Genomic DNA, 14,146 nt, shown 5'->3' with positions numbered 1-14,146 from the left:
TAAGCACAGCGCCACCGGATGATAACTATACGAATTAACCTATCAGGCGCTTTGCGCCAGGGCAAGTTCCTCTTCCCGCGTTTCAATACGCTGGTCGCCGTTATACAGACGCGCATTTTGCAGCCCGACAAACAAACGTTCGCCGCGGCTTGGGGAATCATCGCCCTGCATGATGACCGTCAGCGGCTCGTTGTACCACCCCAGGGGTTGCACAACTAATTGGGTGTAGTGTCCTTTCGGGCTGGCTTCCAGCACCTGTACCGGCAACGGCGAATCCAGGCTGGTACGACGGCTCACGTCCACTTCCCACGGACGCAGGAACAAATCCACCGGTCCCTGATAGCCTGGCGTATAACCCAGCGGCCAGCGGTGTGCGCCCACGTGGAATTGCCCACCGCGAATCGTCCCCTGCAGGCGGTTAACCTCACCCATAAATTCCAGAACAAAACGGGTAGCCGGTTCGCGCCATACCTGATCTGGCGCATCAGCCTGTTCGATATGCCCCTGGCTCATCACCACCACGCGGTCTGCGACTTCCGTTGCTTCTTCCTGGTCGTGGGTCACAAACACGCTGGTAAACTTCAGCTCTTCATGCAGCTGGCGCAGCCAGCGACGCAGTTCTTTACGCACCTGCGCATCAAGCGCGCCAAACGGCTCGTCGAGCAGCAGGATCTGCGGCTCTACCGCCAGCGCACGCGCCAACGCCACGCGCTGTTTTTGGCCGCCGGAGAGCTGTGCCGGAAAACGGTCCGCCAGATGAGCCAGTTGAACCATTTCCAGCAGTTTGGTCACTTTTGCTTTGATGGCCGCCGCATTCGGGCGCTCACGCCGTGGCAGGACCGTCAGACCAAACGCGATATTGTCGAAAACGGTCATATGACGAAACAGCGCATAGTGCTGGAACACGAACCCCACCTTACGGTCGCGGGCGTGCAATCGGCTAACGTCGGTACCGTGAAAACGGATATGCCCGCTGGACTGATGCTCCAGCCCGGCAATAATGCGCAGCAGCGTGGTTTTGCCCGAGCCAGACGGCCCCAGCAGCGCAACCATCTGACCTGAAGGAATATCCAGCGAGATATCGTTCAGCACCTGGGTGCGACCAAAAGACTTCTTAATATTGGCAATCTCAATGCTCATGATTTTCCTCCTGCTGCGCGCGTTTCTCCTGGTTCTCCAGACGCCATTGCAACATGCTCTTCAAAAACAGGGTAATAATCGCCATCAGCGTTAATAGCGCCGCGGCGGTAAAGGAGCCGACCGTGTTGTAGTCCTGCTCCAGTAATTCAATCTGTAGCGGCAGCGATAAGGTTTCGCCGCGAATCGAGCCGGAAACCACTGACACCGCGCCAAACTCACCAATCGCACGGGCGTTGGTCAACACCACACCGTACAGCAATGCCCAACGGATATTCGGCAGCGTCACGCGGCGGAACATCTGCCAGCCGGACGCGCCAAGCAGCACAGCCGCTTCATCTTCATTGCTACCCTGGCTTAACATCACCGGCACCAGCTCACGCACCACAAACGGACAGGTCACGAACACTGTCACCAGCACCATCCCCGGCCAGGCAAACATAATTTGCAGGTTATGCTCATCCAGCCATCCGCCAAGCGGGCCGTTAGAGCCGTAAAACAGCAGATAGACCAGGCCGGCAACCACCGGCGAGACAGCAAATGGAATATCCAGCAACGTCAGCAATAGTTGGCGTCCGGGGAAGTTAAAGCGGGTCACCAGCCAGGCCAGCAACACGCCAAACACCAGGTTCACCGGCACCGCAATCAGCGCAATCAGCACCGTCAGCCAGATGGCATGCAGCATGTCCGGGTCCGCCAGATTCTGTAATACCGGCATTAATCCCTTGCTGAACGCCTGCACGAAGATGTAAATCATCGGCACCAGCAAAATAAACGCGGAGACCAGCATGCCCGTGCCGATCAGGAACCATTTCCCCCAGTTGATGCGGGGTGCGCCATAGCGTTTCAATTGGGTAATGTCTGCCATCAGTGACCTACCACACGTCGACCAAAGCGACTTTGCAGAGTGTTAATTGAAAACAGCAGCAACAACGAAGCCCCGAGGATCACAGAAGCAATCGCGCTGGCGGCCGGGTAGTCAAACTCCTGCAAGCGAACAAAAATCATCAGCGAGGTCACTTCCGTCTTCCATGCGATGTTTCCGGCGATAAAAATAACCGCGCCAAACTCACCGAGGCTGCGGGTAAACGACAGCGCAACGCCCGCCACCAGCGCGGGAGACAGCTCCGGCAGCACTACTTTACGGAAACTTTGCCAGCGCGTAGCACCGAGTGTTTCAGCTGCTTCTTCATATTCCGGGCCTAACTCTTCCAGTACTGGTTGCACAGTACGCACCACAAACGGAATGCTGGTAAAGGCCATCGCTACCGCGATACCGAGCCAGGTGTAGGTCACCTTGATATCCAGCTTCGCCAGCCACTCGCCGTAGAAGCCATTAACCGAAAACAGTGACGCCAGCGTCAGACCTGCCACCGCCGTAGGCAGTGCAAACGGCAGGTCCATCAGCGCATCCAACAGCGTACGGCCCGGAAAGCGATAGCGGGTTAATATCCACGCCATCAGCAAACCGAACACGCCGTTAAAAATCGACGCCACAAACGCCGACAGCAGCGTCACTTTATAAGCCGCCACCACCTGCGGATTGGTAATCACATCCCAGTATTGCGCCCAGCTCATTTGCGCCAGTTGCATCACCAGCGCGCTCAGCGGCAGCAGCAATATCAGGCAGACAAACAGTAAGCTGGTGCCCAGGCTCAAAGTGAAGCCGGGCAGCACGCGTCGGGAAGAAACAGCAAACATTTACTTACGCCCCGCCGCCAGCAGTTTGTCCAGCTCACCGCCGCTGACAAAGTGTGTTTTCATCACTTCAGGCCACGAGCCAAACTTATCTTCCACACGGAACAATTCGGTCTGCGGGAATTTATCTTTCAGCTTGTCCATTACCTGTGGGTTATTCACGCGGTAGTAGAAATCGGTAATGATGGTTTGCGCCTGCGGGCTGTACAGCCAGTTCAGGTAAGCTTTCGCCGCTTTTTCAGTACCGTTGGCCTGCACATTTTTATCTACCCAGGCCACCGGGAACTCCGCCAGAATGTTGACCTTCGGCACCACCACTTCGAAGCCCTGGTCTTCATACTGTTTACGGATATTGTTCACTTCCGATTCAAAGGTAATCAGTACGTCGCCCAGACCGCGCTCCACGAAGGTGGTAGTTGCACCACGACCGCCGGTATCAAATACTTCCACGTTTTTCAGAAACTGGGTCATGAACTGTTCGGTTTTAGCTTTATCCCCACCGTCCGCTTTATCTGCCGCGCCCCACGCTGCCAGATAGGTATAGCGTGCGTTACCGGAGGTTTTCGGGTTCGGGAAAATCAGCTTCACGTCCGGGCGAACCAGATCGTTCCATTCATGGATATTCTTCGGGTTGCCCTTACGCACCAAAAACGCCATGGTGGAATAGAATGGCGAACTGTTATTCGGCAGGCGGCTTTGCCAGTCGGCAGGGATCAGCTTGCCTTTGTCATGCAGGATCTGCACGTCGGTCACCTGGTTATAGGTCACGACGTCAGCTTTCAGCCCCTGCAGAATCGCCAACGCCTGTTTTGATGACCCGGCATGAGATTGTTTAATCGTCAGTTTGTCGCCGCCGTTATCCTTCGCCCATTGCTGTTCAAACGGTGGATTAAGGGCGGCAAACAGCTCGCGGGAAACATCGTATGAACTGTTCAGCAGTTCCGTTGCCTGCGCCTGCCCCACCAGCAACAGCATGGCTGCCAGCGTCAGTGTTCTTTTTTTCAGTAAGTTAACGGCCATTGCGCACCCTTATAAATTAAATGACTTTCTTATGGTCATCATATTTATAACCAGTGCTAAAGGAGTAACGGTTTTATATACCGTTTGATGATTTGAAAGTTGAAAAGAGAATAAGGGGTATCTCCTCCCCAACACATGGGGAGGAGACCGGCATCAATCAGACGCCGACGCTTACGCTTTCAGGCAAAGTGCTGCCGCCATCAATCACGTTTTGCGTGCCAGTTAAATAACTGGACTCATCCGATGCCAGGAACGCCGCCAGTTCGCCGACCTCAAGCGGGCAGGCCAGACGACGCATTGGGATCGCTTTCGCCATTTCGACTAAAACGGATTCAGGATCTTCCGGGTTAGACTGACGCGCAATGCTTTCCGCCATCGGCGTACGAACGTAGCCAGGGCAAATGGCATTCACGCGAATGCCGGACTGCGCATATTCTACCGCCAGGGATTTGGTCAAACCGATGATCGCGGCTTTCGACAGCGCGTAGGCCGTTTCGCCCGGGTCAGCAACCATATCGCCGGTCACCGATGACATCATCACGATGCGCCCATCTTTGCGCGCAATCATCTCCGGCAGAACGGCTTTCGTCACGTTCCAGACGCCTTTAATGTTGATATCAATGTGAAAATCGCGATCTTCATCGCTCATATCAAGGAAGTTGCCGAGGCGGCATACGCCGGCATTGTTCACCAGAATATCGATTTTGCCTTCAATCTGCTTCGCGCGCGTCACCGCTTCCTTGACCGACGCAAAATCTCTGACGTCAGCGTGAACGGCTGTGCAACGGTGCCCACGTCCAGCCAACTCATCCGCCAGTTTTTCAATCTCATCGGAGATATCCAGCAGGATTAAGTTCGCACCATGGCGGGCAAACGTTCTGGCGATACCCTCGCCAATACCCTGAGATGCGCCCGTAATCAATGCTGTTTTGCCCGTGAGTTTTCCCATTTCAATATTCTCCTTTTGAATATGAAGCCTTCGCTTCATTCACGCAGAAGATACAGCAATAACAAATTAGTGCTGAGGAATAGCTCACTAAATCAGGTTAATCTCAGGTAAAAAAATCCCCGACGATGCGGGGATGTCTATTTCGTGGCCGATAACAGGATCAGCTCACCATTACAGCGCCATTAAACGGTCCAGCGACGGTGCAAAGTAATAGCCGCCGGTTACCGGTTTGGTGAAGCGCAGCATCGCATCACGCTTACCGTCAGTGTCACCAAACATGCTCAGCAATTGTTGTTCAATGTTGTGCAGACGAGCGCAGTAGGCGCAGAAATAGAGACCATGCGTGCCGCTGGCAGTACCGTATGGCAGGCTCTGGCGCACAATTTTCAGCCCTTTACCGTCTTCTTTGAGGTCAACACGGCTCAGGTGAGAGGTGACCGGACGGTCATCACCGTCGATCTCTTCGTTGGCTTCCTTGGTGCGACCAATCATCATTTCCTGGTCATGGATGCTCATGCGATTAAGCTGCTTCAGGTTATGTTCCCAACGCTGTACAAACACATAGCTGCCACCGGCATCCACGCCATCTTTGATAACGGCAACTTCACGGCGCGTTTCTTCGCCTGCCGGATTTTCCGTACCGTCAACAAAGCCGCTGAGATCGCGCTCTTCGACCCAACGGAAACCGTGGATTTCTTCTTTGACTTCAATACAGTCGCCAAATGCTTCCATTGCCGCCTGCGCAACGGAGAAATTCACGTCATGACGCAAAGAGAGAATATGGATCAACACGTCATATTGGGTTGCTGGTGCCAGACCTTTACCGTAAGGGATAAAGTCTTTTAACTCTTCAGCACCGACGCCGCCGCTCAATGCACGCCAGGTGTTGTTGCCAAAAGCGACAACCGCGCCCAGATGCGCATCCGGGAACTTAGCTTCAAAGGTCGCCAGCTTATCGGCGAAGGTTTTGCTGGCCGCACGCAGGGCATCAACGTCGCCTTTAACATTGGCTTCAATCCAAATCGCCGCACGGCAATGTTCTGGCAAAATGCCACTCTGAACCTGAGACATTGTTCCTCCTGAAAAAAAGATGCCACGACATCGTGGCATTGATGGGCGCTATTCTACCTGTTTTTTTAACAAGCCGATTTGTTCAGACGCAAATTAACGCCGCCAGATAATTTTGCTTACTTTCCACGCTTTCAGCGTGTCGTCAGACGGCATTATATCCTCAGGCCCGCTCCATTCACCGGAAAAAATATAGCTAATATGTTGACTTCCCTCAGCTTTACACTCAACGCCCGCGCTGTCATCGCCGGTTGCTTTTTGGCAATTACCGAAAGCTTTAGTGTAAAGGTCGCTAAACGGTGTACCGATTTCGACACCCGCGGCTGACGAAATATCGTGATCTAATATATCAATACGACTGATGGTTCCCTGGCTGCCGTTGATGACTATCGCCAGCTTGTCGTCTTTCATCGCTTCATAGAAGCGCACCACATTACCGTTATCGGTCTTCATTCCGCTACGCAGGCGGTAATCACCGTCCAGCGCATCAGCAATGGCTTTTTCATCCAGCGGCGTAGCGCCCGTTAACGCTCCGACGCCCTGCTCTGTGACCTGCGTTGAAGAACCAAACCAGTTCCACGGATTGGCGGCAGACCAGTTCACCGAGGACAACGTTGAACACCCGGCCAGTAGCAGCGGCATCGCGCATAAAGTCAAACGCAGTGATTTCATTTCACTTCCTTCCTTATTTATCAACGTTGCTTGGAGTCCGGTTTCCCCAAAAAGTGCCGTTATTCTTTCTCAAGGGAAAAACAGGCGCGCAGACGTTGATTGGTTAACAGCCAGATCAGCGCGACAATATCCGCCACCAGCAGCGCCAGTCCGACGCCATTGAGCGGATCGCCTGCCAGCCACATCACCGGCTGCCAGCACAGCAGCACTAGTTGAGCGAGAATCAATAATCCGCGCAGCCAGCGCCAGATCACCGGAAACGCAAAGCGTCGCCCGCTGAGTAAAAACGCCAACACGGCGGGAACGCCGGGAAGCAACCCCAGCCAGAATGCGTCATGATCGGGATAAAACAGATTCAGCAAGGTGTTGCCCTGCTCACGGGAAGAACCGGCAATCACAAACAAAACCCAGGTGCGTGCCTGCAACAGCAGTACGCACCAGAAGAGAAAAGGCAGGCGCAGACGCCCATGACCATCATAGTCGGCCGGATGAAACTCAGTACTCTTCATCTTCGATCAAACGCTTGCCCAGATTGAGTACATCCGCATGTTCATAGCCCAGACGTTCATACATGCCCTGTACGACGTCGTTATCGTCACGCACCATGATTTGAATCTTCGGACAACCGCGGGCAATGAGCTTTTTCTCCAGCCGGTTGAGCAGCGCATTGGCAATACCGCGTCCGCGAAACTCAGGATGCACGCCCAGGTAATAGGCGGAACCGCGATGCCCGTCGTATCCGCCCATCACCGTGCCGACCACCTCGCCGTTCACTTCAGCAACGAGGAACAAGCTGACGTCATGATTGACTTTACGTTCGATGTCCATTTCAGGGTCGTTCCATGGACGCAGCAAATCACAACGCTCCCAGAGGGTGATCACCTCTTCGAAATCTTCCTGGCGAAAAACGCGTATTTCCATGGTATTGGGTACCTTTTCAGGACGTTAAAAAGCGATTATGGCGCGAACGGCTGATTTAGCCAATATCTGACGCGAAGCGGCGGAAAAAATGGCATAATACGGAATTGTCACGTATTGAAATGAAAAGTAAAACAATTCTTATCTCGATCCGTCGCAACGGACTACGCGATACGATATAACGTTTAGAACCTTTTTTTTACAACTCAGGCCGTATGAGCACTTTTAAACCACTAAAAACACTCACATCGCGCCGCCAGGTGCTGAAAGCCGGGCTGGCCGCCCTGACGCTGTCAGGCATGTCACAAGCCATCGCTAAAGAAGAAGCGCTAAAGACCAGCAATGGACACAGCAAACCGAAAGCGAAAAAATCCGGTGCTAAGCGCGTTGTTGTCCTTGATCCGGGGCACGGAGGGATTGATACCGGCGCAATTGGTCGCAACGGCTCGAAAGAAAAGCACGTTGTGTTAGCTATTGCCAAAAACGTGCGCTCGATCCTACGCAACCAGGGGATTGATGCTCGCCTGACCCGCTCCGGCGATACGTTTATTCCGCTCTACGATCGCGTCGAGATCGCCCACAAGCATGGTGCCGATCTGTTCATGTCGATCCACGCCGACGGTTTTACCAATCCGAGCGCTGCAGGTGCTTCGGTCTTTGCCTTATCCAATCGCGGCGCCAGTAGCGCCATGGCGAAATATCTGTCCGATCGTGAAAACCGGGCCGATGAAGTCGCCGGAAAGAAGGCCACTGACAAAGATCATTTGTTGCAGCAGGTGCTGTTCGATCTGGTGCAAACTGACACCATAAAAAACAGCCTGACGTTAGGCTCGCATATTCTTAAGAAGATCAAGCCGGTACACCGTCTGCACAGTCGCAGCACGGAACAGGCCGCCTTCGTGGTGCTAAAATCACCTTCGATTCCGTCGGTCCTGGTCGAAACCTCGTTCATCACCAACCCGGAAGAAGAACGATTGCTGGGTACGGCGGCGTTTCGTCAGAAAATCGCCACCGCTATCGCCAATGGCATCATCAGCTATTTCCACTGGTTTGATAACCAGAAAGCCCACTCGAAGAAACGTTAACCATGAAGCCCGATGCACAGCGCGTAAAACAGTTCCTGCTCAGCCTGCAGGATGAGATTTGTCAGCAGTTATCCACCGTAGACGGCAGCGAATTTGTTGAGGATAACTGGCAACGCGAAGCGGGCGGCGGCGGGCGCAGTCGGGTGTTGCGTAACGGCGGTATTTTCGAGCAAGCAGGCGTTAATTTCTCTCACGTCCACGGCGATGCTATGCCGGCCTCAGCTACCGCGCATCGCCCGGAGCTTGCCGGGCGCAGCTTTGAAGCGATGGGCGTCTCGCTGGTGGTGCACCCGCAGAATCCCTACATTCCAACCAGCCATGCCAACGTACGGTTTTTTATCGCGGAAAAACCGGGGGCCGATCCCGTGTGGTGGTTTGGCGGCGGCTTTGACTTAACGCCCTACTACGGCTTTGATGAGGATGCGGTTCACTGGCATCGCACGGCGCGGGATCTGTGCCAGCCGTTTGGCGATGACGTTTATCCACGTTACAAAAAGTGGTGCGATGACTACTTCTTCCTCAAGCACCGCAACGAGCAGCGCGGCATTGGCGGGCTGTTTTTCGATGATTTGAATACCCCTGATTTCGACCACTGCTTCGCTTTTATGCAGGCAGTAGGTCAAGGTTACACCGAGGCGTATCTGCCCATCGTCGAACGCCGCAAAATGATGAGCTGGGGCGAGCGCGAGCGTAATTTCCAGCTTTATCGTCGTGGGCGCTATGTGGAATTTAATCTGGTGTGGGATCGCGGCACGTTGTTCGGTTTGCAAACCGGCGGGCGCACGGAATCGATTCTGATGTCGATGCCGCCGCTGGTACGCTGGGAGTATGACTGGCAGCCGGAAGCAAACAGCCCGGAAGCTGCCCTTAGCGAGTTTATTCAGGTCCGCGACTGGGTGTAATTGCCTGATGGCGCTACGCTTATCAGGCCTACAACAACGGCAACCCCGTAGGCCGGATAAGACGCGTTAGCGTCGCATCCGGCACAATAGTCTCATCATGCCCACTGGCGCATACGCTGATGCAGCGTCAACGATGGTTTCTCCGCAAACAGCTGCTGGTAGTCGGTGGCAAATTGCCCTAAATGCCAGAATCCCCACTGCATGGCGGCGTCTTTCACCGTCGCACTCTGCGACCATGGGCTTATTAACTCACGGCGCACGGCGTTCAGGCGAATACGTTTCAACCATGCATTCGGGCCAATACCGAGGATCGCGTGAAAGGCGTTTTGCAATGTCCGGCGGCTAACGTGCAGTTGATTGCATAAGTCGAGCACGGTCAGCGGCTCTGACATATTTTCCAGCACATATTCGCGCGCACGCGACAGCAAGCGACGATAACTCTGATGGCTGATGCTCTCCGCAGTCATAATCGGCTGCGCTTCTTCCAGCATGGTGCCCATCGCCAGCAGCAGGTTATCCCCCAACACTTTACGCACCGCGGGTTGGTGAAGGTTTTCAGGATTCTCACTAAACGTCGCCAGCGCCTGCTGCACAAAGCCCCATAGCGCGGCTTTGTGTTGTTCTTTAACTTCCAGCGCCGACTGATTGCGCAGCATATGCAACACCCTTTCCGGGTTATGCAGGAAGTTGGCCTGACGAGCAATGGCCTCTTCCGAAATGACGACACCCAAAATGGTGTAATCATCCGGCGTACTCAGTTCAAACTCCGTCCCGCCTGGGCGGGTGGCAATTTCAGCGCTACCCAAACACTGGGTACCAATAAATCCCTGCTCGCCGCGCGTGGCCGGAATGCCAAACCAAAATGAGTTTGGCCAGACAAGGCACGACTGACGCAGCGCCAGTCCGGTGTATTCACGGAACACCTGAATATCATCGAGCAGGATTTCCGTGAACTCGCCATGAAATTTTCCCGGATGCAACTGGTCGTAGATCTGCTGCCAGGCGGTAATCGTCAGCGCATGCTCATACACATCCGTTGTTCGCCGTTGGTGAACGTTGTCCACTTCCACTTTCGGCGTCAGTTTAACGTCTTCGGGTAATACTTCATGATAAAGATGGTGCAAGTTTGCAGTACGGTTCTTTTTCATGATCTTTTAAGCCGGAAGCTTCAACGAAGCCCCCGGCCCTCCGACAAGTTAATTTTTTAAGCGGTAGCGACTACTGCGTTTACGCAACGCTCCATCAGAAAAGAGCTGTTCCAGCGCATTTCTGGCTTCATCAAGTGACCAGCCAAAGTGGGCAGCCACTTCCCCTGCCGTCATTCCTTGACGGACCGATGCTAACAGCGTCAGAAGTTGGGCAGAGGATTCAGACGTCACTGGGGCGTCCTGTGTCTTCTCTGGTTTCACTTCTGTTTTCGCTTCTGGCTTCTGTTCAGGTTTCTTCGGCTGGCGTTTAAAACCGCCGATCAGCCACTGGGTGTCATCGTCCGGCCGGCCTATTTCCTTACGGCTGATAACACGGCCCGTACGCGCTGCGGCTGCACTGCCAGCATCCAGCGCTGCGCGGCATGCCGCCAGATCGCCTTCCACCACCAGCGTCAGCCGACCAGGATCGAGCACTTCGTGGCTAAGCAGACGCACGTTCGCGGCTTTCAGCATGGCATCGGCCGCGTCCACGGCAGCCACCATGCCATCCACTTCCAGTAATCCCAGTGCATTGATCATCACTACCTCTCTTACGCGCGCTGGATTGGATTACGGGCAATATCCAGAACGGCATCGGTAAAGGCGTTACATGCGGCTTTACAAGCGGCCTGGCTACCGGTCAAAAACGCGGCTGAATAGTTAGTTTCTGACGGCGGTGGTACATAGGTCACCAGTTGTACATCGGCAGATTTCAGCGCGGCATCAATACCAAATGTCGCTTCCAGCGGCGGAGCTACCAGATACGCCATCGGATCACCCAGTCGGCATCCCGCGGTTGCGGAGAGATACGAACCGGTACGCGAAACCACATGCGCCAGGAAGGCGGTATCTTCTGCGTCATTCGCCCACTGGAATGCCGCCCCGCTTTCAATATTGGCCACCATCGCGTCCAGACCCGCGCGAACTTCGGCCGGGTTTGGTCCACCGAGCATAATCAGCACTTCGCCCGATGTTGGAGAAGGACTGTGCGCCGCACCGGCATACAGCGAGCGGCCATAAACCACTTCGACCATTGCCTGTTTTGTCGCTTCGTCTGCGGCAATATACGCCACGTCATCAGAATCTGCTGTGATGAGTCCGAGGCTACGTATATGTGGCGGCAACTTAAGTTCGCGGGCAAAACCGTCATTAACCGAGGCAATCACGCGCATCGCGGTGACTGAAGGTCTAATCAAATCTAATGCTGGCATGATGCCTCCTTAACGGGTCATATTGATGCCGGATGCTTTTTGCTCCAGCATGCGCTTGGCCAAATCCACAATTACTGCTGCCGCTTCAACCGGAGGCGTACCGCCCTGGTGAATGTTCGAGATGCAGGTACGGTCAGCCTCAACGGTGGTTGCCACACGCGGCGAATAGACGGCGTAGCAAGAAAGACTTTCCGACTGACCGAGGCCCGGACGTTCACCAACCAGCAGGATTACCGCTTTTGCACCCAGCAGTTCGCCGATCTGATCTTCGATTTTCACGCGCCCATAGCGAACAAAGAACGGCGTCCCGACTTTCAATCCAGCCTGTTTTAAGCCCGACAACAGCGGCGGCAGGATCTCTTCGTAGTTGGCGGTAATCGCGTCGGTAGACAGGCCATCAGAAATAATCACCTGCACATCCGGATTCATTACACACTGTGATTTCAGTGCTTCAATGGCTTCCGCACTCAGACGACGCCCCATGTCCGGACGCGTCAGATACAGGTTTTTGTCGCCGATTTCCGAGCGCACTTCCAGCAGCCCCTGGGCTTTTACCCACTCTTCCGGCACTTCTTTCAATACCGTATCTTTCGAACGTGAGTGGTCAGCCAGGAAACGCAGCAGCGCCTGGGTACGCGGACGAGGACCGGCACGACCGGTACATACACGCGCAGCGGTGCTACGGCGAAGTTCAGTCAACACCTCTGCACGGTGCGGATTCTCTACGCCAATCCATGCTTTGGCTTCGGCTGAGCCTAAGTCCATCGCGCAGCTTTCACCGGTCGGCGCGGCGCACTGCGTGGTGCTGCATTTTGCTGGTGCTGACGGTTCTTGAGCCTGCGGTTGAGACTCACCCATTGACGCCATTACGCTGCGTACAATTTCTTCAATCTGTTTTTGATCCATCGTGTGTCATCCCCGCGTCATCAGAAGAACAGTGACGGATCGCCCGCCCGTTTGGTCAGGCGACCGTTTGCCATAATGCCCATGGTTTCCAGCCAACGTTCAAACTCCGGCGACGGACGCAGGTTCAGCAGCTGACGCACGGTCGCGGTGTCGTGGAAGGCGGTGGTCTGATAGTTGAGCATGATGTCGTCACCGAGCGGCATGCCCATGATGTAGTTGCAGCCAGCGGTGGCGAGCAGAATCATCAGGTTTTCGTTAAGGTTCTGGTCAGCATCAGCATGGTTGGTGTAGCAGCAGTCGCAGCCCATCGAGATGCCGCTCAGCTTGCCCATAAAGTGATCTTCCAGACCCGCGCGAATAATCTGACGGTCGTTGTAGAGATACTCCGGCCCGATAAAGCCCACCACGGTGTTCACCAGGAACGGATCGTAGTGGCGTGCCAGCCCGTAGTTACGCGCTTCCATCGTCACCTGATCGGCGCCGAAGTTCGCGCCCGCGGAAAGCGCAGACCCTTGCCCGGTTTCGAAGTACAGGCAGTTTTCCCCGGCGATACGGTTGAACTCAGCGCCCACTGCACGCGCTTCATCCAGCATGGCCAGCTCAACGCCAAACTCTTTTAAGCCTTTTTCGCTACCGCAGATACTCTGGAAAATCAGCCCGCCCGGCGCACCGCGACGAATCGCTTCGATCTGGGTAGTCACGTGTGCCAGTACGCAGCCCTGGGTCGGGATGTTGAATTTGTCGATAACGCCGTACACGGTATCCAGTACGCGGCTTAAGTTTTCCACGTCATCCGTTACCGGGTTAACACCAATCACCGCATCGCCCGCCCCGAAGGACAGCCCTTCGTAGATTTGTGCGGCAATACTCTGCACGTCATCACGGGTGTCGTTCGGCTGTAAACGGCAGCTGAAGGTGCCCGGCAGACCGATGGTGGTATTGGCCTTTTTGATCACCGGCATTTTCTTACCGCCGTAGATCAGGTCCGCGTTAGAGCAGATTTTTGCTACCGCAGCGACCACTTCCGACGTTAACCCTTTGCGCGTAAACGCAATGTCATCAACGGAGGTTTCATCGCTCAGCACGTACTCGCGCAGCTCGCTGATACTCCAGTTTTTGATACGGTTATATGCCGTTTCGTTGACGTCATCCTGAATCAGACGCGTTACACAGTCCTCTTCATAGGAAATCACCGGGTTATTGCGGATATCCGCCACCGTCATTTCCGACAGTACCTGCTTGGCCGCCACGCGCTCCTGCGAACTGGTTGCAGCCACTCCTGCCAGCACATCCCCCGAACGCAGTTCGTTGGCTTTTGCCAGCACCTCTTTAACATCCTTAAACTGATAAACATTGCCGAACAATGTGGTCTTTAGTTTCATAAGTCGTTCCC

General features: G+C 54.5%; 16 protein-coding genes. 2 read left to right on the top strand and 14 right to left on the bottom strand.

Going from position 1 to position 14,146, the window contains the following annotated elements; genetic code table 11:
• Positions 1-42 precede the first annotated feature (42 nt).
• The 9 genes from cysA to OGX89_RS09485 form a co-directional block, all read right to left on the bottom strand.
• Positions 43-1,140, bottom strand: coding sequence for a sulfate/thiosulfate ABC transporter ATP-binding protein CysA (gene cysA / locus OGX89_RS09525; protein ID WP_003038066.1), 1,098 nt, complete (start codon positions 1,138-1,140; stop codon positions 43-45).
• A complete protein-coding gene (gene cysW, locus OGX89_RS09520; RefSeq protein WP_003038064.1) occupies positions 1,130-2,005 on the bottom strand; it encodes a sulfate/thiosulfate ABC transporter permease CysW in 876 nt (291 codons plus the stop codon). The genes cysA and cysW overlap by 11 nt, the downstream gene beginning before the upstream one ends.
• Entirely contained in the window at positions 2,005-2,838 is an 834-nt protein-coding gene (gene cysT / locus OGX89_RS09515) for a sulfate/thiosulfate ABC transporter permease CysT (RefSeq protein ID WP_003038061.1), read from the bottom strand. Before cysT ends, cysW begins: the two co-directional genes overlap by 1 nt.
• On the bottom strand, positions 2,839-3,855 hold the full coding sequence (cysP, locus tag OGX89_RS09510) for a thiosulfate/sulfate ABC transporter substrate-binding protein CysP (protein ID WP_003835019.1): 1,017 nt from the start codon (positions 3,853-3,855) through the stop codon (positions 2,839-2,841).
• Between the two features lie 157 nt (positions 3,856-4,012).
• Positions 4,013-4,804, bottom strand: a complete 792-nt coding sequence (ucpA, locus tag OGX89_RS09505) for an SDR family oxidoreductase UcpA (RefSeq protein ID WP_003835020.1) — start codon at positions 4,802-4,804, stop codon at positions 4,013-4,015.
• 171 nt (positions 4,805-4,975) lie between these two features.
• The gene (gene yfeX / locus OGX89_RS09500) at positions 4,976-5,875 is read right to left on the bottom strand and encodes a porphyrinogen peroxidase (protein ID WP_003835022.1); all 900 of its coding nucleotides are present in this window, start codon (positions 5,873-5,875) and stop codon (positions 4,976-4,978) included.
• A gap of 93 nt (positions 5,876-5,968) precedes the next feature.
• Positions 5,969-6,544, bottom strand: a complete 576-nt coding sequence (locus OGX89_RS09495; RefSeq protein WP_003835025.1) for an RpoE-regulated lipoprotein — start codon at positions 6,542-6,544, stop codon at positions 5,969-5,971.
• Positions 6,545-6,603: 59 nt separating this feature from the next.
• Positions 6,604-7,053: a DUF2919 domain-containing protein gene (locus OGX89_RS09490; protein WP_003835027.1), complete on the bottom strand. Its 450-nt coding sequence runs from the start codon at positions 7,051-7,053 to the stop codon at positions 6,604-6,606.
• Positions 7,040-7,465 carry a GNAT family acetyltransferase gene (locus OGX89_RS09485; RefSeq protein WP_003038048.1) on the bottom strand — a complete coding sequence of 142 codons (426 nt, stop codon included), beginning with the start codon at positions 7,463-7,465 and terminating at the stop codon, positions 7,040-7,042. The genes OGX89_RS09490 and OGX89_RS09485 overlap by 14 nt, the downstream gene beginning before the upstream one ends.
• Positions 7,466-7,677: 212 nt before the next feature.
• Here OGX89_RS09485 and amiA point away from each other — a divergent pair, with 212 nt between their 5' ends.
• Together amiA and hemF are read left to right on the top strand one after the other, a co-directional pair.
• Positions 7,678-8,547 carry an N-acetylmuramoyl-L-alanine amidase AmiA gene (gene amiA, locus OGX89_RS09480; RefSeq protein ID WP_003038046.1) on the top strand — a complete coding sequence of 290 codons (870 nt, stop codon included), beginning with the start codon at positions 7,678-7,680 and terminating at the stop codon, positions 8,545-8,547.
• Positions 8,548-8,549: 2 nt separating this feature from the next.
• Positions 8,550-9,449: an oxygen-dependent coproporphyrinogen oxidase gene (gene hemF / locus OGX89_RS09475; RefSeq protein WP_048224960.1), complete on the top strand. Its 900-nt coding sequence runs from the start codon at positions 8,550-8,552 to the stop codon at positions 9,447-9,449.
• Between the two features lie 95 nt (positions 9,450-9,544).
• Here hemF and eutR read toward each other — a convergent pair whose 3' ends face one another.
• From eutR to eutB, 5 genes are read right to left on the bottom strand one after another with little or no spacing between them, the layout of a single operon-like run.
• Positions 9,545-10,597 (bottom strand): HTH-type transcriptional regulator EutR, encoded by a 1,053-nt coding sequence (eutR, locus tag OGX89_RS09470; protein ID WP_003835032.1) that lies wholly within the window; start codon positions 10,595-10,597, stop codon positions 9,545-9,547.
• A 48-nt stretch (positions 10,598-10,645) separates the two neighbouring features.
• Positions 10,646-11,176, bottom strand: a complete 531-nt coding sequence (gene eutK, locus OGX89_RS09465) for an ethanolamine utilization microcompartment protein EutK (RefSeq protein WP_003835033.1) — start codon at positions 11,174-11,176, stop codon at positions 10,646-10,648.
• 11 nt (positions 11,177-11,187) lie between these two features.
• Positions 11,188-11,847 (bottom strand): ethanolamine utilization microcompartment protein EutL, encoded by a 660-nt coding sequence (gene eutL / locus OGX89_RS09460; protein WP_063941688.1) that lies wholly within the window; start codon positions 11,845-11,847, stop codon positions 11,188-11,190.
• Positions 11,848-11,856: 9 nt separating this feature from the next.
• The gene (eutC, locus tag OGX89_RS09455; RefSeq protein WP_125112667.1) at positions 11,857-12,753 is read right to left on the bottom strand and encodes an ethanolamine ammonia-lyase subunit EutC; all 897 of its coding nucleotides are present in this window, start codon (positions 12,751-12,753) and stop codon (positions 11,857-11,859) included.
• 20 nt (positions 12,754-12,773) lie between these two features.
• Positions 12,774-14,135, bottom strand: a complete 1,362-nt coding sequence (gene eutB / locus OGX89_RS09450) for an ethanolamine ammonia-lyase subunit alpha (RefSeq protein ID WP_003038029.1) — start codon at positions 14,133-14,135, stop codon at positions 12,774-12,776.
• Positions 14,136-14,146: the final 11 nt, after the last annotated feature.

It is taken from the genome of Citrobacter sp. Cpo103, assembly GCF_030332605.1.
In the GTDB taxonomy this organism is placed as follows: domain Bacteria; phylum Pseudomonadota; class Gammaproteobacteria; order Enterobacterales; family Enterobacteriaceae; genus Citrobacter; species Citrobacter portucalensis.
Note: the sequence above shows the minus strand (reverse complement) of the source record. Positions and strands in the feature narration are given on the sequence as shown.